The sequence below is a fragment of the Salmonella sp. 2020_1395 genome, from assembly GCF_043848115.1.
Classification (GTDB): domain Bacteria; phylum Pseudomonadota; class Gammaproteobacteria; order Enterobacterales; family Enterobacteriaceae; genus Salmonella; species Salmonella enterica.
Genome location: NZ_JBCMFH010000004.1, coordinates 359,415 through 381,519 on the forward strand (window position 1 = coordinate 359,415; position 22,105 = coordinate 381,519).

The following is a 22,105-nucleotide window of genomic DNA, read 5'->3' on the forward strand; positions in this document are numbered from 1 at the left end:
GCTTCAAATACATATAAAAAACAAATTATATTCACACCAGCAACCATCAAATCAAAACACATAACTCATTGATAAAAAATGATAATTATAGAATATATATTCTTAGTTACTTATATAGCCTGTATTATAAAAAACCAAACAGAAACAAATTGAAATATTTTAAATACCTTTGTTACATGTTATTTTTTAAATTCCATGAACTTCATAGAATAGTATCAATTTGTAGTTTTGTTGAAGTGGCTACATATTCATATAAATTATTATCATAAGGGAATACATAATGAACAGAAAAGTTCTGGCACTGCTTGTCCCGGCGTTATTAGTGGCAGGCGCAGCAAATGCGGCTGAAGTTTATAATAAAAATGGCAACAAACTCGACCTGTACGGCAAAGTTGATGGTCTGCGTTACTTCTCTGACGATGCAGGCAGCGACGGCGACCAGTCCTACGCCCGTATTGGCTTTAAAGGCGAAACGCAGATCAACGATATGCTGACCGGCTATGGTCAGTGGGAATACAACATGCAGGCGAGTGGCACTGAAGGTAACAGGGATACGTCCTGGACTCGTCTGGGCTTTGCCGGTCTGAAATTCGGCGAGTACGGCTCTTTCGATTATGGCCGTAACTATGGTGTTATCTACGACGTTGAAGCCTGGACCGATGTGCTGCCGGAATTCGGCGGCGACTCTTACACCCAGACAGATGTATATATGCTTCAGCGTGCTAACGGCCTGGCCACCTATCGTAACACCGACTTCTTCGGCCTGGTGGAAGGCTGGAACTTCGCGCTGCAATACCAGGGTAATAACGAAAGTGGCAATAACGGATTTGGCCAGGAAGGCTCCGGTAATGGAACTAACCGCGGTACAAATAAAGAAAACGGTGACGGTTTCGGCCTCTCTACCTCTTATGACTTTGACTTCGGGTTAAGCCTGGGAGCTGCTTATTCAAATTCTGACCGTACCGATGCCCAAGTAGGTAATGGATATGGTGATGGTCATCGTTACTATGGCAACAATGATGCCGGCGGTGAAACTGCCGAAGCCTGGACCGTAGGTGTCAAATATGACGCCTATGACGTATACCTGGCGGCGATGTACTCTGAAACCCGCAATATGACCTCTTATGGAGACAGCGACTATCACTCTGCAGACGGTAAGTTGGGTGGCGGCGGTATCGCTAACAAAACCCAGAACTTTGAAGTGGTTGCACAGTATCAGTTCGATTTCGGTCTGCGTCCGTCCATCGCCTACTTGCAGTCTAAGGGCAAAGATTTAGGCGGCCAGGATATGGATAGCCATGGTAACTATCGTTACACCGACAAAGATCTGGTTAAATATGTTGACGTTGGTATGACTTACTACTTCAACAAAAATATGTCCACCTACGTTGATTATAAAATCAACCTGCTGGACGAAGATGATGACTTCTACGCAAACAACGGTATTGCAACCGATGATATCGTAGGTGTTGGTCTGGTCTACCAGTTCTAAGACGCTTTATGTTATTCAAGCCCGTGCTTAGCGCGGGCTTGTTATTATAGGGCAAGAATTAAATAACGGATAACGGCACAAAGACAGGTTGACCTGGTTTCATCGGATAGATGAAGACAACATCGCTTTTTTCAGGCGCTGTCTGCAAGAGAAATAACACCTTTGGGGAAAGGTAAGCCACTATAGATGATGGATGTCAGCGTCTATAGATGATAATCATCCGGGCATAAAAAAGCTCCTGTACGGAGCTAATATGAATTATTTTCTAAAATCTGGCGGAACCTGTCCTGAGCGAATGTATAATCCAACATTATCAAAAGTGATCATGGTTGACTTACAAAAAATACATTTCGCGCCAAACGGGTTTTGCTCAGTAACATCGAATGTCGATGTTCTGTATTGTGAACCATGGCAACATGGACACCGGAAGTGAATTTTATTAGTAATATCAGTTGCCTTAAAGCGCCACAACGTTGACCGCTGATGGACCTTTTGGTCCCTGCTCTACTGAAAACTCCACTTCCTGATTTTCATTCAGAGTGCGGAATTCATTACTTTGAATGGCGGAAAAATGCACAAACACATCTTTGCTGCCATCTTTAGGCATAATGAAACCAAAGCCCTTTTCAGGGTTAAACCATTTTACTAAACCAGTGATTTTCGTCGTCATAATATTGTTACCTTTTGAATGAGCCCTTGGGCAAAATGGCCTGAAGAAAATTATCAGAGAGAAAAAAACCTAAAGGAGATCTCAAGAGGAACAAATGATGAGAAATATTACAATCACTACTTCAGATAAGTTTGTATCAAACCGCACAACCATTAACGCATGGTTAACTGAACATAGCAAGCTTTAGTTTTGTTAAAAAAGTATTAATTGTTTTTTAGCATTATCACGCTGATTGCCATACTCTTTTTATCCATGCCCATCGCTACGGCTGAAACCTGGCGTAAATAAGTGACGTCTCACAACGCCTACCTGGCAATAAACGCGCCACATTTCCTGATGTCGTAAACCAGGATACATGCGCCTCATCGTGAGAGGTTCCTGTGATCTTGTGTGACCAGTTTATAAGGGTGGTCAAGCAGAGAATTAGTGTGTTCATTATGTTTACAGGCAAGCCATAATAACCGCGACAGCGGCGTTGAAATCTGTGTTGATGGCTTAGTCTGAGAGGAATAAAACCGACTGATGAATGACTCAAGATGCTACATTTTTACAACGAAACAGGCATCTCCTGGAAAATGATAGACAGGAAAGTAATCTTTCTTTGTTCTGTCGAACTGTATTTTATTGATTTCGTCATGGCAAAGGCTTGCTTTATCTACCGGAATTAATTGTAACTGCTGAAAAATCCTTTGCTCCAGATACTGATATTCAAAAACCTGAAAAATATTACTTCCATCACTGACAAGAACGCCACAATAGATATTACACTGCCCGCTCTCTGGTAGCGGTAGATTCAGTGAATGCGCCAGTAATCGTTGCAGCATAACATATTCATAGCCCAGTAATGGTGTATCCATTATATGACTGGGTGGAGAGATGTAATCACCTTCAGTTTTCACCCTCCAGCTATTGCTCATAAAATGATATCACTGTTCAGGTAACAGAGTCGATTAACTGGATCATCCTTCCCCTTCATTAAAAATATTTTATTTTTTCTGGTTTTAATCCGCCGAAAGATCACCGGAGACTGAAAATAGATGGATAGCGTAAGGTGCCCATAGAGCGCATAACGCCATATTTCACTGGCTGTAAACTCTTCATTAGCTTGCTTTTTTATAATATTAACGGCTTCATAAATCGTTACCCGGACCGGCATGACGGAATGGTTACTGTGATAAGGAACCGAACTCATATCACATTCTCCTTTATTTATCTTCCAGAGGGACTCAATATCATCGTCAGTTATTACAAACAGAAACACCACTGGCAAATAAAAATCAAATACTAAAATTGATACCAGACACATTAACAATAATCAGGAAATATCAAAATAGAACATTTCATTTGATTTATGAATACAAAACAATTCTCCTGAAATTATCAATAACAGGATATAATAAAAACAATAATCAGAGTCTTTTAATTACATCGCCATCCAATACACACTTCAGGAAAACATATGAAAATCTGTTCAGTGATTTATTTATGCACAACAATATTTTTATTGAGCGCCTGTGTGCGTTCCCCCATTGACGCAAAGAAAAAGGACATCTCCAGAACGGAAAGCAGTATCAGTAAAAATACGGCCAGTCAGTTAACAGATAAAGATATCTTTGGTAACGAGACCACACTTGCCGTTTCAGAAGAAGATATCCAGGCCGCACTGGAAGGTGAGAAATTCAGCGTACCGCTGAATTCTGCCGTCATTCTGGTTCAGTCTGGTAATCGCGCACCGGAAGCTATTATGCAGCAGGAAATGAGCAAGTATTATACTGTTGCGACGTTCTCTGGCATCCCGGACAGACAAAAGACTGTGACCTGCAGTAAAGACAAAATTAAAGACGGAAATCAGGACATTGCTACTGCCGAAAATATGAACTGGATGCAGGCGCTGCGCTATGTTGCCGCGAAAGGACATCAGAAAGCCATTATCGTTTATCAGGATACGTTGCAGTCTGGCAAATATGACGCCATGACAAAAAACACCGTCTGGTCAGATTTTAAAAATGAAAAACTGACCGACAGCGTATCGTTGCGTTATCTGGTGCGTTTCACCTTAGTGGACGTGGCTACGGGCGAATGGGCCACCTGGTCGCCACTCAACTATGAGAATACAGTACTTCCACCGCAGCCGGGGAAAAAAGATTCCGCAGAGGCAACTACAGAACAGCAGATTTCGCAGCTCAGGCAAAGAACCTATGCGTCAATGGTGAAAGATCTGGTGAACCGCTACCAGTAAACGAACAGTGCCAAATACGGAGCCGGTGGACTCTCCGCTGACATAAATCCAGAGGAGCTGTCGCTCCGCTTTTTAAGTCTTTGGATTCAACACTGTCAGCGGGGTTTCTGATCCTACCCGCGTAATATGGGCACAACCCTAAGCGAGGTTCTGGTTTTCAAATTGTTCCGGACTGAGACCGCCACAGGCACTGTGACGACGCCACCGATTGTAATCACACTCACTATGATTAAACACTGCTGTCCGCATTATTTCCCGGCTGACAAAGTCCTCTCCGTGGATACATTCCACCTTCAGCGTATGGAAGAAGCTTTCCGCACAGGCATTGTCGTAACAACAATCTCTGGCGCTCATGCTTCCCCGCCGATTATGGCGTTTCAGTAAGCTCTGGTAATCCGTTGAACAGTACTGACCGCCTCTGTCTGTATGCACGATGACATTTTCCGGACATTTACGCCGCCACAGCGCCATCTGTAACGCATCGCAGGCAAGCTGTGCTGTCATCCGCGAGGACATCGACCAGCCAATGACTGACCGCGACCACAGTTCGATAACCACGGCCAGATCAAGCCAGCCTTCACCGGTGCGAAGATACGTGATGTTATCCACCCACTTCTGCTTCGGGCCGCTGGCGCAAAAGTCCTGCTTCAGCAGATTCTCTGAGACTGGCAGACCATGTTCGCGGTAACTGACCGGACGGAACCGGCGCGAGGCTTTCGCCCGCAGCCCCTGCCGACGCAGGCTGGCCGCCACGGTTTTCACGTTGAACTGGTAACCCTGAGCACGAAGCTCATCCGTCAGGCGTGGCGCACCATAGCGTTGTTTTGCGTCACTGAATGCTTCCCGGATGACGTTATCACAGACAAGGCGGAACCGCTGACGCCGGTTTATCTGATGACGACGCTGATGCCAGACGTACCAGCCGCTACGGGCAATCTGAAGTACACGGCACATGGCTTTGATATTGAACTCAGCCTGATGTTTTTCGATGAAGACATACTTCATTTCAGGCGCTTCGCGAAGTATGTCGGGGCCTTCTGGAGAATGGCCAGTTCCTCATCCCGTTCTGCCAGTTGACGTTTCAGACGGGTGATCTCAGCGGACATCTCCTGCTCGCGTTCAGAAGAAGAGAGCTGATTTTGCTGTTTGCTTCGCCAGTTGTGGAGCTGTGATTCATACAGGTTAAGTTCGCGGGCGGCAGCGGCCACCTCAATGCGTTCAGCCAGTTTCAGGGCTTCCTGACGAAATTCAGGCGTGTGCTGCTTGCGTGGCTTTTTGGTGGTTGATGCTGGTTTTGTCATGTGAGTCACCTCTTACTTGAGAGTTTACTCACTTAGTCGCGTGTCCACTATTCTGGGTAAGATCACTCTGCCTCGCCCGTCACGACTGGAATTGTGAAGGCGTTCAAGTTCAACTTTTTCTTGGTCAGTAATGAACATTTTCTTAGCGAGTAGAATGATCTTCTGTCGCTGAAAAATCAAGCATCTTCAATAATCACGGGTATAAATGCTTACACTCTTTATCTCTATCTGTGTCATCTCCATTGAGATTAGTATGGTATTTTTCAATATATTCAGTGGAAAGTGCTTTAGCTTTTTCAATTTCTTTAGTTTCTAATTTTCCCATGATTACGTTTCGTGAGGTATCAGCCTCTTTAAAACCATTATAAAATGCCACTGAGAACCAGGCGTAGGATTGCTGATAATCTTTAGATAATTCATCTGTACCATCAGAATATAATATTCCAAGATTATTTTGAGCTACCGCATATCCCTGACAAGCAGAAATATTCAATAATTTTAATGCCTTGTTTCTGTCAACAGGCAGATTACCCAATCCTTTTGCATAAAATAGAGCAAGTGAATTTCTTGCGCTCATTGAACCAAGATCTTCCGCTTTGCTATACCATGTTGCAGCCTGAACATCATCTCTTGGAATGCCCAATCCATAATTATAGATGTGTCCCAGATTATAAATAGCAACTGGATTATTGGATTCAGCAGCCTTTATAAATAATTTTCTGGCTTGAACATAATCAATCTCTCCCCCTTTGCCATCCATAAATAGAATGCCTAAATTTATTTGAGCATTGGTAAAGCCTTGATTTGCCGCCTTACGGTAAAATTCTTTTGCTAATTGAAGATCTCTGCTTCCACCCCAACCATTTTCATAGAAAAGACCGAGATTAAATTGTGCTGGTGCGTAACCTTGTTTTGCAGCCTGATTATACCAATACATTGCTTTTGTGTAATCCTGTGGGATACTGTTACCACTCCCATAAGCAAGCCCCAGATCTGTTTGTGCTTTCATATCCCCCTGTTCTGCTAACTTGGTTAGATGTGCTATATCACTATTCGCACTCACATTTTCCAAACTATCATTTGAATGATAAAGCCAAGCAATAACTCCTCCAAATAAAACAATTACTGTAAAAACCATCATTAATATGTTTTTCTTCATGTTATCCTTCAGCTTACTATTGTTAAAATAGATGGATTTCTTACTGTTACGTTATCCATAACAGTGATTACTGTTTCGCCTTATAGGAAAAAAGAGCGTCAATAAGGTAATCGGATACCTTACCCTGAAAACTGGAACCACCTTCATTTATAAAGCTTTTTCCGCAAGTTAATGCCAAATTTGTTGGATCTCTTTCTCCGTCTTTTATCACGGACTTAACTACATCCTTAATACATGCAGAACCTTTTTCTGCAACAGTTGCCACTCCGAAACTCGTACCAGCTATACCAGTTATAGTTGAACCTACTGATATCCCGAAAACATATTTAGATAACGGATTGTATACGTTATGCATAGTTTCCATATTATGTATCACTCCTGCTGCTTCTTGTGGTGTTAGATAATGTACTGCCGAACCAGCTTGCTGGCATATTTCCCTAAATCCTCCATATCCAAGAGAATCCCAACCTGATAATCCTAAAGGATCTATATTCAAAATCGGATTCAGCGGATACTGATACAGGTTCAGCCCCCCTTTCAGCCCAATCGGATCCTGCGTGATATACCTTCCCTGTCCCGGATTGTAATACCGGTGCCTGTTATAATACAGCCCCGATTCCTCATCATATTGCTGCCCCGGCAGCCGTATCACCTGCTCCAGGTCCGCCGGATTTTCCTCGCCCGACAGGTTTCCCCATTCATCATACTCCGCACGCCATGCCACCGTGTTGTCCGGGGTAATCAGCGCCAGCGGCAGGCCACGCTGGTCGCAGTGGTAAAGATGGATTTTCCTTTGAGGGGTGTACTCCGGCTCCAGTTGTCCCGCCATCTGCTCCGGCGTCAGCCCGCATCCCGCCAGCCACGCCCGGCTCTCTTCACTTACCGCGTTACGCCTCAGCTCACCCTCCAGCCTGTCCAGCATCGCCGTCAGCGCCGCCGGAAGCTGTACCGCCTGGCCGTCCTCACTTCCCTCCTGTGACAGCTTCTCCGCCAGGCTGCGGTGCTGCGTTTTCTCAAGCTCCGCATTATCCGTTTCGATACGCACCAGCGGCGTGAAACTCCCCGGCGCATACACCGTCTGGACACGGCTCTGTCCGGTCTGGATGGTCGTCAGCCTGTCCCCCTCCCAGCCGTACCACGTCACATACGGCCTGCGCGACAGCTCCATCCTCGTGTCGCTCCAGTGAACCAGCTCCCGCCTCCACACCCCCTTACCCACACGGCGGCCCAGCGGGTCATACACATACCGCCCCTCCGCCTGCGTTTCTCCGTGCTGTGTCCGCACATAATGCACCAGACGGTGCTGGTTATCGTATTCGTACCGGTGTGTACGTTCGTCGTTCATCCGGATAACCACTCCTTCCGGGATACGGTCCGTTTTCTCCGTCAGCCTGCCGTATTTGTCGTAGCGGTACAGGTACTGCATATCTTCCGTGATGCGGTTATCCGCCCATACCGTACTGGCGCTGTCGGGATAAAACTCCGGGTCCGGCAGCCGGTTTCCCGCCGGGTCCGTGGCATACGGAAGGGTAATGTCCAGATTCTCGGCGCTGGTATGCACCCCGGTCAGGCGTCCGCTCTCGCTGTAGCGGTACTCCCTCGTCTGCTGCGGTCCGCTGATGCGCACCAGTCTGCCGCCCTCATCGTAACCGTACTCCCGGTCAAGTTGCGGCAGCGTCAGGTGCTGGCTATGAAACTGACCGCCCGGTGTGTATGTGGTCGTCAGTTCATAACTCTCCGGGAGGGTGTCTGAACCGAACCGCCGCAACACCTCGCGGTGCAGCCTGTCACGCGTGTACTCCACCAGCGGCATGTCCCCCAGCTTCATTCCCGCCAGATAACCGCTCCCGTACGTCAGCCACTCCACCGGCGGCAGGTTATCCGGCTTAAACCGGTTTGCCAGCCCCTGCTCACTGTACCCCTGTAACGTCTCATGCTCCCACAGCAATGTCCCCGTTTCCGGGTCATTCACCGTCTGCCGCTCGCGGATAAGACGGCCTTTATTATCGTAGCCGTAATGCACCGCCACCCGCTGCCCTTCGCTGAGATGACTCAGCTCCGTCAGCCAGCCCTGTTCGTTATACTGCCACCGCTCGGCTTCCTCTCCGTTGATGGTGCGGTGCGTCAGGCGATCTGAGTCATCGTAGTGCCAGTGCGTGACCAGGTCCTCATCTTCACTCTGTGTGAGTTTTCCCGTCACGTCATAACCGTACCGCTGTACCCGTCCGTCAAAGCCCGTCTGTTGTGTGAGGCGGTCCAGCGTATCCCAGGTAAATGCGCTGTGGCTGCCGTTCTCGTTGGTCAGTTGCGTCACACGGCCAGCAGCATCATATTCCATCCGCCGCGTCAGCCCGCCCTGCGTGGTGGCAACAGCCTTTCCCCACCCGTCGTACTGCGTTTCAGTGCGGTTTCCGTCCGGGCCGGTCACAGTGATAAGGTCGCCTGCATCGTTATAATCGTATTGCGTTTCGCGGCCCTGACCATCTTTCTGCGAGACCAGAAGGCCACGGCGGTTATAGCTGCGGTAGATGCTCTGCCCTTCCTCCCGGTGTACCGCCGTCATCTGGCCGAACCGGTCATATTCATACTTCGTCTCATACCCCGAACAGTCCGTGAACGCCACCATCTGCCCGTAGCGATTCCAGGCCACTGACTTACTGCTGCCGGTGGCGTCCTGTATCCCTGTCGGTAATTCACTCTGCGGATTATCATAGCTGTACCGCGTCGTCTCACCGGTACGCGATGTCTCCGCCGTCAGCCTGCCTTTATTATCATACTCCTGCGTGCTTCGCAGCCCGTCCGGGTACGTCGTGGACGTTAACTGCCGCTGGCTGTTATGGCCATAGCGTACTGTCCTCCCGTCCGGCCCCGTCACCGACGTCACCATCCCCGACGCCATGTGCAGGCTGTACTCCGTCCTTCTCCCCGCCGCGTCCGTCTGCGCTTTCAGCCTCCCCGCCGGGTCGTACTCGCTGCGCGTCACGCTGCCGTCGGCGGATTCCTTCATCACCACCCGTTTCAGCCCGCCTTCACCTTCCGTGTGCAGCACCTCACGCCGCCCCAGGCTGTCCGTGATGGTGACGCGGTTTTTCTCATACGCATAGCGGTAGCTTAAGCCTTCCGGGTTAAGCTGCTCTTCCACCTGACCATCACGGTTATAGCGGTAGCGCATCTGCGGCCTGCCTGCATACCGGTGGCCCGTCATCCGCCCCGGATGGTCCGCGTCATACAGGAAGCGGCGCACCTCCATGCCCCCACGGTCGTACACGGCGGCAAGCTCTCCGCCCGGCGTGTACTCATAGCGCGACAGCATTGCCGGCTCCTGGTCGCCCTCAGCGTCCGGCTCATGCGTCAGCCATACCTGCGAGAGGCGAATACCGTTATCCGTGCCGTACTCCGTGGCGGGCAGCGTCTCAGGGTATGCCGGTGCGGCGGAACCCGCCCCGCGTGCCGCCTCCGCACGCTGCGCCTGCGTGGTCAGCACCAGCTGAAAGCGCCGTCCCGCACCGTCCGTCACCCCGGTGACATTCCCGGACAGTTCACCCTCTGCGGCGCGGTGATACGTCAGCGTCCGTCCATAGCTGTCCGCCAGCCCCGTCAGCACACGGTACGGCGGCAGCGGCGCGGGCAACGCCTCATCCGCGCCCGGCACCCGCTCAGGCCACCCCAGCACCCACCACGGCCCCTGCATACTGTTTGTTGCCAGGTACGTGTTCGGGCTTAACCGTATCTCTTCCGGCAGTGCCTGCCAGAGGTCATGCAGCGGGTTGCTTTTATCCGGCATAAGCACCCCGCACCGCGCCAGCCAGAACGACTCGCTGCGACTGTATGACGACTCACCCGGCGACAGTGGCTCAAAGTGAATGCTCCGGCCTCCGTTGTCGTTCAGTATCAGCGCCCGCTCACAAATCTGTAAGCGCATATCGGCAGCCATCTTCCAGCCAGGACCGAACAGCCCCGATGGCGCGGGCGTCTTCGTCCGGTAACTGCTGTAGGCGCGGCTAAGGATGAACGCCAGCGGGCCGGGCAGCGCAAAATCCGTCTCACCGGGTAGTACCTTTGCTCCCAGCAGCGGGTTTACCGGATGACCTTTCACCTCTTCTATCGGGCTGTTAGGACACACCGAGCACGACACGCCCGTCGGCGCGCCTATCAGCACCCCTGCCGACCCCTGGACAATCGGGCCTCCGTATTTCGTCATATCGCCCATCCGGGCCGCCGGTTTTCCGCTCATACCTTACTCCTTAATGTCCTTCTTCTTTTTTATCCCGTCATACCACTGCCTGGTTGATCGCTCACCGATCAGAACTTCCTCATATCCGGCATCTTCGGCTCCGGCGAGTCATCCTTCGGCGCATCCGGCACGGTTTCTGTTGCGCCGCAGTTCCAGTTGATCGTCAGCGCATCACCATTGACGCTTTCCGCACCTTCCAGATCAATTTTCGTTCCGTTAAGGAAAATTTTTCCGTCCTTCGTCATTACCAGCCGGGCTTTACCGCAGCGAAGCTCCAGATGTTCACCCGCAGAATAAATCGCTGTCTGCCCGGCATTGTCTGACCTTGTTTTCCCCACCGAGAAGGTGACTTTGTTCCCCACATTAACGCTGTACCCCATCCCCACCATCAGCGATTTATGCAGGCCCACCTGTGAAGACTGCATCATGGCCACTGAGGTGTTCATAATGGCGCCCACCGTAGTCTGGTACACCACGCCCACATTCAGGGCGCGGAGGAGTCCCACCGTTTCAATCTGGTTTGTCCCCACCTTGATCACCTGATTGCTGCCCACTTTCTCCACCTGGTTGACGCCAACGTTCTGGATCTGGTTGACGCCGATGGTCTGTATCTGGTTATTGGTGACAGCGATCACCTGGTTATTGCCAATGGTTTCAGCATGGTTATTCGTCACATCGGTGGTGCGGTTGTGCAGCACCTCGGTATTCATGTTCTTCTGCGCGTGGATATACACCCGCTCCTTCCCTGTCGCATCATCGAACATGAGTTCGTTAAACCCGCTGCCTTTATAGGTTTTCGAGCGGATGGTCATCTGCGTTTTAGTGCCCGGCAGGCTGCCCGGCGAGCGGTTTTCCTGGTGGTAGGTGCGCCCCATGATGATGGGCTGGTCCGGGTCGCCGTTGAGGAAGTCCACTATCACTTCCTGCCCCACCCGCGGTATCGCCAGGTTGCCGAACCCCGGCCCCGCCCACGCCTGTACCACCCGTATCCAGCACGAGCTGTCCTGGTTCGCCGGGTTATACCGGTCCCAGTTAAATTTCACCCGTACCCGCCCATGTTCGTCGCAGAAGATTTCTTCCCCTTCCGGGCCGGTGACCACTGCCGACTGCGGGCCGTCCACTGACGGTTTGGGCAGCGGGCGTGGCCGCCATGTCCTGTCCGCCGGAATGACCGTAAAATGGTTTTCAAGGCTCGTCCCGGAGCCTGAACGCCCCGCCGCCGCCTGCGGCTGGCTGCCGTGTAAATCACTGCTCACCACCTGCCATTCCCGGTTCAGGCTCGCCTGTGGGTGTTCCGTCAGCTGAATACGCCGTCCCGGCCATATCGCCGGCGAACGGCTTTTCCCCTGCGCCACTTCGGCATTATTACGCCAGCCCTCCATCTGCCAGCGGGTGAAGTTCTGACCGTGGCCGTCCTTGAAGCGCCCCGGATAGTCAAACACCTCGTACTGCGTGCGCTGGTAATCCTGATGTTCACCCTGATGCTCAAAGCGGCCTGCCCAGCCGGGGCGTTTGAAGGTGTAGTCCTTGCCGATGACGGAGGAGGGGCGGATTTGCGCGCTGTGGCGGAACTGGCTGACGCACGGCGTGCTCACCTCGGTGCGGGTGTTCGGGTTCCATGGGATTTCAAAGGCTTCCGGCAGAAAACGCACCGTGTCGCACAGCACCAGGCTCTGGTCGTCGCTGGTCTGCGCATGTTCCTCGTAAAAGAAAATACCTTCCTCCGCCGCCATCCGCGCCAGAAAGTCGTAATCCGTTTCGCTGTACTGCACGCAGAACTCCCGCGCCGGATGCGGCTCGCTGAACAGCGGGCTCCAGTCCGTCACGCCGTTTTCCTGCAGTATCGTCCCGAGAATGCTTTTTATGTCTTCGTTCTGGAAAATACGCGAGTTCTGGCGCAGCGCGGCGCGCCACACCGGCGGGCGAACTTTCATGCTGTACAGCATCTGGTGTCCGTCGTTTTCCCCCTGCTCAAACCAGGTCACGATGCCGTTCACCCGGCGCTGTATCTCCGTGCCCTGCCAGATTTTCAGGTGCGCCGGTTGTTCCAGTACCTGGGAGAAGTCAATATTAAGCAGCTGCTGGCTGACCAGCGAGATATCGAGGGAAAATAACGTGGAAAGGGACTGGCTCAGGTGAAAGGACTCCACGACCAGCGCATCCGGTGGCAGGCCGTCCACCTCCAGTGTGAAACGTAATCCTGTTGACATGAATAACCTCATGAATTAACGGGGAAAATAAACCGCCTGCCGGACTGCGGCGAATGACAGTACAGTGTTACGCCTGCCTCCGGGCACGCTACCGCCGAAGTATCCGGCGTCCGCCATCTCCCGTAATAAAAACGTAACCCCTTACTGGCACTACTTTTTTTACCTCCGTCTTCAGGCAAAACAGCACCCTGCCCGTCAGGGCGGGATGCTGTTGATTCCGTTTTACGCTTCCAGCGGCGCGCGCCAGTCATCCGCGCCAGAGGTGCCGGATTTGACGTGTTCCCACTCGATTTTGCGGTAGGCCAGCGAGACTTCGAGCAACTGCGTGAATTCGCGCTTTGCCGGGTCCTGACAGTGCGGCATATGCAGTTTCATATCCACAATCGTTGAGTCCGTCAGGCGGGTGGTGAAGTAATGCTCCTGCTTGCCTTCAACGGAAGTACGCCACCAGTGCAGTTCGGTTTTCGGCAGCATTTCACCGGACGCCAGCGCGTTGTACAGCAGCGGTACGGCTTTGTTCAGCGCCACGGTAAAAATGAACGGCTTGTGCGAACGCTGGCCGCTCGGCTGCCCGGACTGTGGATCGGTGGGTACGGTCACGTTATGCAGGAATTCCTGTACCAGCATTTCATCCTCGTGACCCTGCACGTAGATATTGCCGACAGAATCTGCGGTGAATGCACCAGCGGTGATATTGCCCTGGGTTTGCCCCGTAATTGAGATGTAACACGGTGTTGGCATTTATAAACTCCTTGTTAACGATTAATGACACTTACATACATCTGCAGAAAGATATCCGACAGATAAAAATATGTGGATTACATTAAAAATCCTGTAGCTTAAGCTCTCTTCATATAGCAAGCTGAATCGTACAATCTGAGACTAAAAAGCATTCACATGATGACTAAATTACATGCCAACATATTCACATGATAATATATCAGCATTTATTTCTATAAAATAAGGGCGATACTTACTCATGAATAAATATTATATCCATTCTTTTTTTTCACCATCACCATCTTCGTAAACCTCATTCACCATGCCATTTTATTAATGATGAACAAAAAGTGTACAAATAAATATAGATAGCATTTCCCCAATACATGATTAAATAAAAAATACATATATATCAATCAACTAAAAAACAAAACACCATTCATTAAAATATCTTTTAAGATATTCCTTATAAAAACAACGTCATCCAGAAATAGCCACAAAAGAAGAATACTCCTGTATTCCATTTTGAAAAAGTGCTTCTCAAAAAATTTTCTGTGCGTAAAATGATTACCAGGATTTTTATTACACGGCATTCCATAGTCTGTACGGAGATGCAAAAAAACATAACGTAACCTGATGGATGATCTCTATGAGCAAAGATTATAACGGCAGCGTGGCACCCAAAGAACGCATTAATATTTCTTATATTCCAAAAACGGACGGTGAGCCTTCTGAGGTGGAATTACCCCTTAATATGTTGATAGTGGGGGATACCGGAAACTCACAGGAAACAGCGCCACTTGATGAACGCCAGATGGTTTCTATCGACAAACATTCATTCAATTCAGTGATGGCAGAAGCGTCCATTAGCCTGAATTTTGCAGTTCCGGCATCATTGAAGGACGACGCAAAAGATGGCGATGAGATGAATATCTCGCTGGAAATCAAATCCCTGAACGATTTTTCTCCGGACAGTGTGGCAAAACAGGTGCCGGAGTTGAACAAATTGCTGGAACTACGCGAAGCGCTGACAGCATTAAAAGGGCCGCTGGGTAATCTGCCTGCATTTCGCGCCCAGCTTCAGGCATTGCTGGAAAATGAAGAATCCCGCGAACAGTTACTGCGGGAGATCAGCCAGGCAGAAAACCAGTAACCTCTGTTTTTCAGGGAGATTATCCTGGTATGGGCTTGCGGGAAGAGACCTCCAGAACCGATGACGCAATAACGCAGGCAGTGATCCGGTTATTTATCAGTCAGACAGGCGACATCAACACAGAAACACTGGAGGTATTGGTCGCGGCGCTTGACCAGAGGATCGGATGTCTAATGGATGAAATCATCCATATCAACGGGTACCAGCAGATGAAGCCACACTGGCGAAAGGTGTTCCACTGACAGTGAAACCTGGTTCCAGAAATACAGATCAACACAAGGATTTTCAGTATGTCTTTACAGGAAGAAGAACTTGTTTCCACCCGCACTGAACAGGGAAGCCATGCCCCGTCGTTGCTTGATGAAATCATGGCACAAACCCGTATCCAGCCCGGCGCTGACGGTTATGATATTGCCCGTCAGGGCGTAACGGCTTTTGTTGCCAGCCTCCTGCAATCCACTTCACCTGCAGAACCCGTAAACAAACTGGCCGTGGACAGCATGATTGCGGACATCGACGCCCGTATCAGCCGTCAGATGGATGCTATTATTCACGCCCCTCAGTTTCAGCAACTGGAGTCGTTCTGGCGTTCAATGAAAGCGCTGGTCGATCGCGTTGATTTTCGTGAGAATATTAAGGTGCATGTCCTCCATGTCACCAAAGCGGAATTGCTGGAAGATTTCGAGTTCGCGCCGGAGATTACCCAGTCCGGCTTCTATAAGCATGTTTATTCCAGCGGGTTTGGGCAGTTTGGCGGCGAACCCATTGCGGCGGTGCTGGGCGCATATGAGTTCAAAAATACCACGCCGGATATGAAGCTGCTGAACTATGTCAGCGCCGTCGGCGCAATGGCTCACGCGCCGTTCCTTTCTTCCGTGTCGCCGGAGTTTATGGGCCTGAAATCATGGACCGAGCTGCCCAATATCAAGGATCTCTACGCCATTTTTGAAGGCCCGGCCTATACAAAATGGCGCGCCCTGCGTGATTCCGAAGATTCCCGCTACCTGGGACTGACCGCGCCGCGTTTTCTGCTTCGCCAGCCCTATTCCGCGACCGAAAACCCGATTAAAAGCTTCAACTACGCCGAAAATGTCAGCCACAGCCACGAGCATTATTTGTGGGGCAATACCGCCTGGATGCTGGCCAGTAATATAGCCGATTCGTTCGCGAAATACCGGTGGGCGCCCAATATTATCGGGCCGCAGAGCGGCGGCGCAGTAAAAGATCTGCCGGTACATTTATATGAGTCAATGGGGCAGATTCAGGCCAAGATCCCGACGGAGGTGTTGATCACCGACCGCCGTGAGTTCGAGCTGGCCGAAGAGGGGTTCATCACCCTGACCATGCGTAAAAACAGCGATAATGCGGCGTTTTTCTCGGCTAACAGCGTTCAGAAACCCAAGCATTTTCCGGGCAAAGACGCCGAGACCAACTACAAGCTGGGTACGCAGTTGCCTTATCTGTTCATTATTAACCGCCTCGCGCACTACATTAAGGTGCTGCAACGCGAGCAGCTTGGGTCGTGGAAAGAGAGAAGCGATCTGGAGCGGGAGCTGAATATTTGGGTGCGCCAGTATGTCGCCGACCAGGAGAATCCGCCTGCTGATGTCCGCAGCCGTAAGCCGCTGCGTGGCGCTAAAGTGGAGGTGCTGGATGTGGACGGCGAGCCGGGCTGGTATCAGGTGGCGATTTCCGCACGGCCCCACTTTAAATATATGGGCGCGTCGTTTGAATTGTCTTTAGTCGGACGGTTAGATAAGTGATACCGGCGCGCGAAAGGCCTGCCGGATCGCTGTTTGAGCGTCTGGAAAACCCTCCCGTCAGAAACTGGCGGGAGGGCAGTAATATAGAGGCGTTCAGGCAGTCCATTCGCCATAGTCTGCGCAATATCCTGAACACCCGTTCCGGCAGTTGTCGGGGAACGCCGGGGCTGGGTATTGAAGAGCCGGAAGGGTCGGATAATTACCGCAGCGCCATGAGCCAGGCCATCGTGCAGTGTATTGAGCGTTATGAACCCCGGATTTCGCACGCGGAGGTCCGGGCAATCCTGCCACAGGCCGCCAGCCCACAGGAGATAATTTTTCGTATCACCGCCTGGGTGACATTTAACGATATCGACGATGTGCTGGAGTTTGATATGGCACCGGACGGCAGTCAGCATTATCGGGTGGAGTAGCAGAATGGAATTCGAAGAACGCTATTACAGGCAGGAGTTGGATCACCTGCGGCAGTTGAGCAAGCTGCTGGCGACCGAAAAGCCGCATCTGGCCCGGTTTCTGGCAGAAAAAGAGGCCGATCCGGATATCGAGCGTTTGCTGGAGGGCGTGGCCTTTCTGACCGGCAATCTGCGCCAGAAAATCGAGGATGAGTTTCCGGAGCTGACGCACGGACTGATCCGGATGCTGTGGCCCAATTATCTGCGCCCGGTGCCGTCGATGACGCTGATTGAATATGCGCCGGATATGGATAAAACCTCCGTGCCGGTACTGATCCCCCGTAATGAGCAGTTCACAACCGGGGCGAAGGGGACTCAGGGAAACGCGGTATTGTCTGCGTATTCCGGCAATGAGCACGATGTAGCCCCGCCCTGTACGTTCACTCTTTGCCGGGATATCTGGCTGTTACCCGTTCAACTGGATCAGGTTGAAAATCGCAGTACGCCCCGCCACGGCATTATTGATATTACGTTTGCCGTCGCACCGGGCACTGATTTTGCCACGCTGGATCTGAACAGGCTGCGCTTCTGGCTGGGCAACGATGATAACTATACCCGCTACCAGCTTTATCTGTGGTTTTGTGAATATTTACAGGGCGCAGAGTTGATGGCGGGCGGGCAGTCGATCCCGATGCCTGAATTTATGCTGAAAGCGGTGGGTTTTGAGTCAGAGGACGCCATGCTGCCCTGGCCCGGTAATGTCCACAGCGGCTACCGTGTTCTCCAGGAGTTTTTCTGCTACGCCGACAGTTTTCTGTTTTTCGATGCCTGTGGCATTCCGGCATTGCCAGACCGGTTGAAGGAGAACCGTTTCACTCTGCGGCTACGGTTTTCACGCCCCTTACCGGCAGATATCCGGCTGCGGGATGATTCCCTGCGCTTATATTGTGCGCCCGCCATTAATCTGTTTGCCCACCATGCCGAAGCCATCACGCTGGATCATCAGCGGCAGGATTACGCTCTGGTTCCCAGCCGTCATTTTCCGGATCATTACGATATTTTTTCGGTTAACAGCGTGGTGAGTCAGACACAGGGGAAGCACAGAAAAGCGGATCTTGGACGGCCAGTGATCACAGAGGCCGCGCGCCACTGGCCTGCTTTTGAGAGTTTCCGCCACCAGATGGAGTACAGCCGTAAGCGGGAAGTGGTCTACTGGCAGCACCGGACCAGGACCTCGCTGTTTCACCGGGGCTTTGATCATACCCTGGCTTTTATTCATGCCGATGGCAGCCTCCCGGATGCCTCACTGCTTAATAATGAAGTGGTTTCGGTATCGCTGACCTGCACCAACCGGGAGTTGCCGGTACAGCTACGGCCCGGCGATATCACCGGTACGACAGGTAAAAACGCGTCAGTGGCGTCATTTCGCAATATCACCCGCCCCACCAGACCGCTCTGGCCGGTGATTGACGGCAGCCTGCACTGGTCGTTGCTGTCTGCCATGAACCTGAATTATCTGTCGTTGCTGGATGCTGATGCGCTCAAACAGGTTATCGCCAATTTTGATCGCCACGCCATTCATCATCCGCAGATGGCCCGTCTGTCACAACAGAAGCTGGACGCCATTGAACGGCTGGAAACTACGCCTGTTGATCGCCTGTTTACCGGCATACCGGTGCGCGGGCTGGCGTCCACCCTGTCCATTCATCCGGAGCCGTTTGTCTGCGAGGGTGAAATGTATCTGCTGGGCGCGGTGCTGTCGCATTTTCTGTCGCTGTACGCCAGCGTCAATTCGTTCCACATGCTGACCGTCGTTAATACGGAAAGCCAGGAGTCATGGAAATGGGCGGAAAGAACCGGGCAACACCCGCTCATCTGAGTCCGGACGAGACTCCGGCGCAGGATGAACAACGCACGCTGCGGGAGCCGTTGTTTCAGGATGCCTGCGCCTGTAATTTTTTCGCGCTCTCTGAGCTGCTGCACCGGCTGGCATCAGAAGGCGGCGAAACGCCAGTGTTATCCCTGGATACCCCTCCGGCGCAGGAAACCATTCGTTTCCATGCGGACGCCAGCCTGGGATTTCCGGTAAGCGATGTCAGCGCGCTGGAGCAGGATGCTTCCGGATTGTTCCGGATGACCACCACCTTTATGGGATTGCAGGGCAGCCAGTCGCCCCTCCCCGGCTATTACCTTGATCACCTGGCCTGGAAATCCGCGCACGAGCAGAGTCCGGTCAGCGATTTTCTGGATATGTTCAGCCATCGCCTGACGCAGTTTGTCTGGCATATCTGGCGTAAGTACCGTTACCACGTAGCGTTCCGTAACGGCGGCGTGGATGCGTTCTCGCAGCGGATGTATTCCCTGGTGGGGCTGGGCCACCGGCAGCTTCGCGACAGCCTGCCCGTTAACCACAGTAAGATGCTGGCCTATGCCGGGATACTGGCAAATCCGGGACGTTCGCCGGAGATCGTCTGCACACTGGTTGCGCACTGTTTCGATTTAAATTTATCGGACGTGACGCTGCAAAACTGGCAGCGGCGGATGGTGGATATCGAGCCGGATCAGCAGAACAGTCTTGGATGTTACACGATTAAAAATGGCGAAAAACTGGCTGGGCGATCGGTGCTGGGCAATTTTGTCCTCGGTACGCGGGTTCCCGATCTCAGCGGTAAATTTCAGTTAAGTATTAACCACCTGAGCCGCAAGCAGTTTCTCTCGTTCCTGCCGTCAGGAGAAAATTTTCTGCCGCTGGCGATGTTTGTCTCCTTCGTCCTGCGCGATCAGCTTGCCTGGGATTTACACCTGGGGCTGGCCCCGGATCAGGTGGGGATTATGCGGCTGGGCGATAACAAGAGCGCGCTGCTGGGCTGGACGTCATTTCTCGGCGAGCCGGGAGAGCATCCCTCAGTCACCATCAGGGTCAGGGAGTAAAATATCACTATCATGGAGCAGAATATGGCGGAAGAAAAAGCGCGGCAACAGACGCTTTCACTGCATGTCGTTAACGGTAACGAGCTGGAGAGCGGACGTACCGCACGGTGTCTGTTCACCGGAGACGGCGATGTGGGCCACGGCAGCGAATGCCACTGGCCTGTTCAGGACCGGCACCAGAACGTTCCGGCGAAGGCGTTCAGCATCAGCCTGCATGATGGCGCATTCTGCCTGCATCCGCTGGCTTCGCCATTATGGCTGAACCAGGCTAAAGTCACGGCGGCCTCAGACCAGGTGCAGTTACGCCAGGGCGATGAGATCCAGACCGGGCATCTGATACTCCGGGTTTATCTGAACCAAGGCGGGATGCGGCATTACGATGAGGAGATGGCGACGCCTGAAACTATCGTTTCTAACCACGACCTCCTGTCGGACACGCTGCTGTCCACGGACGGCGCGCCGGAATATCCGGGAATGCCGTCCCGCCATCAGCTCGCGGATACCGTTGTTAATGGCTTTTCCACCGATCCGTTGCAGGTGCTCCAGGCTGAAAGTCTGACCACCAGGGACAATCCGCTTGCGGGTATCACCCCGGCCCGGCCCTCCGCCCCGTTATCCGATCCGGCGATAAACGGCGGGATCAACACGCCGTTTATGGATCTGCCGTCCATGTATGCCGATCCACATGATAATGAAGAGGGCATGTCACCAGCAGACGCGGCGCAGCGCCATCTCGCCGTCACGCCGTTACTGCGCGGGCTGGGGGGATCGCTTGCCGTGCATAACACCCAGGACGCCGACGATTTTCTGGAAGAGGCCGGAAGGACATTGCAGGCGGCGATTCAGGGGTTGCTTGAGCTACAGCAGCGCCGCAACAGCCTGTCAGACAAGCATCTGCGCCCGCTGGAAGATAACCCGCTGCGCCTGAATATGGACTACGCCACGGCGCTGGACGTGCTGTTTGCCGAAGGGAAAAGCCCGGTACATCTGGCCGCGCCCGCCGCCGTCAGCGAGAGCCTGCGCAATATTCGTCATCACGAAGAAGCCAACCGCGCCGCGATTGTGGAATCGCTGCGCGTGCTGCTGGACGCCTTCTCGCCACAGAGTCTGATGCGCCGTTTTGTGCAGTACCGCCGCAGCCACGAACTGCGTAAACCGCTGGATGATGCCGGTGCGTGGCAGATGTACTGCGATTATTACGATGAGCTGGCCTCCAGCCGCCAGCAGGGTTTTGAGATGCTGTTTAACGAAGTGTATGCCCAGGTGTATGACCGGGTGTTGCGTGAAAAGCAGCGGGAGCCGGAAGCATGACAGGCCGTGGTTTCCTCGCCTGGGCGATGGTGGCGTTGTTCACCCTCGCCTTATGCGGTTGTGAAACGGTAAAAAAAATCGGCGAGGTGATCAAAAACCCGGATATTCAGGTCGGTAAGCTGGCAGACCAGTCTTCGCAGGTGACGATTACGCTGCTGACGGAGCCGGATGCCAATATCAACGCGGACGGTGAAGCGGCTGCGGTGGACGTGCAGCTGGTTTATCTGAGCGATGACTCAAAATTTCAGGCGGCCGACTACGACCAGATAGCCACCACCGCACTGCCCGACGCGCTGGGGAAAAACTATATCGATCACCAGGATTTCAGCCTGCTGCCCGACACCATGAAAACCCTGCCGCAGGTGAAGCTGGATGAGAAAACGCAGTTTATCGGCGTGATTGCCTATTTTTCCGACGACCAGACCACGGAATGGAAGCAAATCGAACCGGTAGAAGGGACAGGACACAACTACCGCCTGCTGGTGCATATCCGGCAGAGCAGTATTGAAATGAAAAAAGAGGATGATTAA

General features: G+C 52.1%; 18 protein-coding genes. 9 read left to right on the forward strand and 9 right to left on the reverse strand.

Annotated elements, in window-relative coordinates; translation table 11 throughout:
- Positions 1-280: 280 nt before the first annotated feature.
- The gene (ompC, locus tag ACH0WD_RS09195; protein ID WP_001080671.1) at positions 281-1,492 is read left to right on the forward strand and encodes a porin OmpC; all 1,212 of its coding nucleotides are present in this window, start codon (positions 281-283) and stop codon (positions 1,490-1,492) included.
- Positions 1,493-1,750: 258 nt separating this feature from the next.
- Here the strand turns inward: ompC and ACH0WD_RS09200 are convergent, their stop codons facing one another.
- The 4 genes from ACH0WD_RS09200 to ACH0WD_RS09215 all read right to left on the reverse strand — a co-directional run bounded on the left by ACH0WD_RS09200 (position 1,751) and on the right by ACH0WD_RS09215 (position 3,354).
- The gene (locus ACH0WD_RS09200) at positions 1,751-1,939 is read right to left on the reverse strand and encodes a hypothetical protein (protein ID WP_024131109.1); all 189 of its coding nucleotides are present in this window, start codon (positions 1,937-1,939) and stop codon (positions 1,751-1,753) included.
- Positions 1,940-1,949: 10 nt separating this feature from the next.
- Positions 1,950-2,162 (reverse strand): cold shock domain-containing protein, encoded by a 213-nt coding sequence (locus ACH0WD_RS09205; protein ID WP_000208504.1) that lies wholly within the window; start codon positions 2,160-2,162, stop codon positions 1,950-1,952.
- A gap of 539 nt (positions 2,163-2,701) precedes the next feature.
- Positions 2,702-3,079, reverse strand: a complete 378-nt coding sequence (locus ACH0WD_RS09210) for a hypothetical protein (protein WP_001747705.1) — start codon at positions 3,077-3,079, stop codon at positions 2,702-2,704.
- Complete coding sequence (locus tag ACH0WD_RS09215) at positions 3,076-3,354, reverse strand: hypothetical protein (protein ID WP_001747706.1); 279 nt, start codon at positions 3,352-3,354, stop codon at positions 3,076-3,078. Before ACH0WD_RS09215 ends, ACH0WD_RS09210 begins: the two co-directional genes overlap by 4 nt.
- Positions 3,355-3,621: 267 nt before the next feature.
- Here ACH0WD_RS09215 and ACH0WD_RS09220 point away from each other — a divergent pair, with 267 nt between their 5' ends.
- The gene (locus ACH0WD_RS09220) at positions 3,622-4,401 is read left to right on the forward strand and encodes a hypothetical protein (protein WP_000686701.1); all 780 of its coding nucleotides are present in this window, start codon (positions 3,622-3,624) and stop codon (positions 4,399-4,401) included.
- Positions 4,402-4,539: 138 nt separating this feature from the next.
- Here ACH0WD_RS09220 and ACH0WD_RS09225 read toward each other — a convergent pair.
- From ACH0WD_RS09225 to ACH0WD_RS09245, 5 genes are all read right to left on the reverse strand, one after another.
- A protein-coding gene (locus tag ACH0WD_RS09225) for an IS3 family transposase (protein ID WP_109188131.1) occupies positions 4,540-5,702 on the reverse strand; the annotation gives its coding sequence in 2 pieces (ribosomal slippage) (positions 4,540-5,432 and positions 5,432-5,702; 1,164 coding nt in all).
- A 193-nt stretch (positions 5,703-5,895) separates the two neighbouring features.
- Positions 5,896-6,861 carry a tetratricopeptide repeat protein gene (locus ACH0WD_RS09230; RefSeq protein ID WP_000739389.1) on the reverse strand — a complete coding sequence of 322 codons (966 nt, stop codon included), beginning with the start codon at positions 6,859-6,861 and terminating at the stop codon, positions 5,896-5,898.
- Between the two features lie 67 nt (positions 6,862-6,928).
- On the reverse strand, positions 6,929-11,095 hold the full coding sequence (locus ACH0WD_RS09235) for an RHS element core protein (protein WP_000014621.1): 4,167 nt from the start codon (positions 11,093-11,095) through the stop codon (positions 6,929-6,931).
- A 68-nt stretch (positions 11,096-11,163) separates the two neighbouring features.
- A complete protein-coding gene (locus ACH0WD_RS09240; protein ID WP_000103453.1) occupies positions 11,164-13,305 on the reverse strand; it encodes a type VI secretion system tip protein VgrG in 2,142 nt (713 codons plus the stop codon).
- Between the two features lie 222 nt (positions 13,306-13,527).
- On the reverse strand, positions 13,528-14,046 hold the full coding sequence (locus ACH0WD_RS09245) for an Hcp family type VI secretion system effector (RefSeq protein WP_001142966.1): 519 nt from the start codon (positions 14,044-14,046) through the stop codon (positions 13,528-13,530).
- A gap of 628 nt (positions 14,047-14,674) precedes the next feature.
- On the opposite strand from ACH0WD_RS09245, the gene tssB reads away from it, so the two are divergent.
- The 7 genes from tssB to tssJ all read left to right on the forward strand — a co-directional run bounded on the left by tssB (position 14,675) and on the right by tssJ (position 22,105).
- A complete protein-coding gene (gene tssB, locus ACH0WD_RS09250) occupies positions 14,675-15,178 on the forward strand; it encodes a type VI secretion system contractile sheath small subunit (protein ID WP_000031252.1) in 504 nt (167 codons plus the stop codon).
- 290 nt (positions 15,179-15,468) lie between these two features.
- Complete coding sequence (gene tssC / locus ACH0WD_RS09255) at positions 15,469-16,941, forward strand: type VI secretion system contractile sheath large subunit (RefSeq protein WP_001747654.1); 1,473 nt, start codon at positions 15,469-15,471, stop codon at positions 16,939-16,941.
- A complete protein-coding gene (tssE, locus tag ACH0WD_RS09260; protein WP_000611701.1) occupies positions 16,938-17,354 on the forward strand; it encodes a type VI secretion system baseplate subunit TssE in 417 nt (138 codons plus the stop codon). The genes tssC and tssE overlap by 4 nt, the downstream gene beginning before the upstream one ends.
- Before the next feature lie 4 nt (positions 17,355-17,358).
- Positions 17,359-19,212, forward strand: a complete 1,854-nt coding sequence (gene tssF, locus ACH0WD_RS09265; protein WP_000393863.1) for a type VI secretion system baseplate subunit TssF — start codon at positions 17,359-17,361, stop codon at positions 19,210-19,212.
- A complete protein-coding gene (tssG, locus tag ACH0WD_RS09270; protein WP_000509052.1) occupies positions 19,176-20,264 on the forward strand; it encodes a type VI secretion system baseplate subunit TssG in 1,089 nt (362 codons plus the stop codon). The genes tssF and tssG overlap by 37 nt, the downstream gene beginning before the upstream one ends.
- A gap of 24 nt (positions 20,265-20,288) precedes the next feature.
- Positions 20,289-21,575, forward strand: coding sequence for a type VI secretion system-associated FHA domain protein TagH (tagH, locus tag ACH0WD_RS09275; protein ID WP_000796942.1), 1,287 nt, complete (start codon positions 20,289-20,291; stop codon positions 21,573-21,575).
- The gene (gene tssJ / locus ACH0WD_RS09280) at positions 21,572-22,105 is read left to right on the forward strand and encodes a type VI secretion system lipoprotein TssJ (protein WP_000147703.1); all 534 of its coding nucleotides are present in this window, start codon (positions 21,572-21,574) and stop codon (positions 22,103-22,105) included. The genes tagH and tssJ overlap by 4 nt, the downstream gene beginning before the upstream one ends.

Coding starts and splice junctions, on each gene's coding strand:
- tssB (WP_000031252.1), top strand. CDS start 14,675: ATGAGCAAAGATTATAACGGCAGCGTGGCACCCAAAGAACGCATTAAT.
- tagH (WP_000796942.1), top strand. CDS start 20,289: ATGGCGGAAGAAAAAGCGCGGCAACAGACGCTTTCACTGCATGTCGTT.
- ompC (WP_001080671.1), top strand. CDS start 281: ATGAACAGAAAAGTTCTGGCACTGCTTGTCCCGGCGTTATTAGTGGCA.
- ACH0WD_RS09240 (WP_000103453.1), bottom strand. CDS start 13,305: ATGTCAACAGGATTACGTTTCACACTGGAGGTGGACGGCCTGCCACCG.
- ACH0WD_RS09235 (WP_000014621.1), bottom strand. CDS start 11,095: ATGAGCGGAAAACCGGCGGCCCGGATGGGCGATATGACGAAATACGGA.
- tssG (WP_000509052.1), top strand. CDS start 19,176: ATGGGCGGAAAGAACCGGGCAACACCCGCTCATCTGAGTCCGGACGAG.
- ACH0WD_RS09230 (WP_000739389.1), bottom strand. CDS start 6,861: ATGAAGAAAAACATATTAATGATGGTTTTTACAGTAATTGTTTTATTT.
- ACH0WD_RS09210 (WP_001747705.1), bottom strand. CDS start 3,079: ATGAGCAATAGCTGGAGGGTGAAAACTGAAGGTGATTACATCTCTCCA.
- tssC (WP_001747654.1), top strand. CDS start 15,469: ATGTCTTTACAGGAAGAAGAACTTGTTTCCACCCGCACTGAACAGGGA.
- ACH0WD_RS09245 (WP_001142966.1), bottom strand. CDS start 14,046: ATGCCAACACCGTGTTACATCTCAATTACGGGGCAAACCCAGGGCAAT.
- tssJ (WP_000147703.1), top strand. CDS start 21,572: ATGACAGGCCGTGGTTTCCTCGCCTGGGCGATGGTGGCGTTGTTCACC.
- ACH0WD_RS09220 (WP_000686701.1), top strand. CDS start 3,622: ATGAAAATCTGTTCAGTGATTTATTTATGCACAACAATATTTTTATTG.
- ACH0WD_RS09215 (WP_001747706.1), bottom strand. CDS start 3,354: ATGAGTTCGGTTCCTTATCACAGTAACCATTCCGTCATGCCGGTCCGG.
- ACH0WD_RS09205 (WP_000208504.1), bottom strand. CDS start 2,162: ATGACGACGAAAATCACTGGTTTAGTAAAATGGTTTAACCCTGAAAAG.
- tssF (WP_000393863.1), top strand. CDS start 17,359: ATGGAATTCGAAGAACGCTATTACAGGCAGGAGTTGGATCACCTGCGG.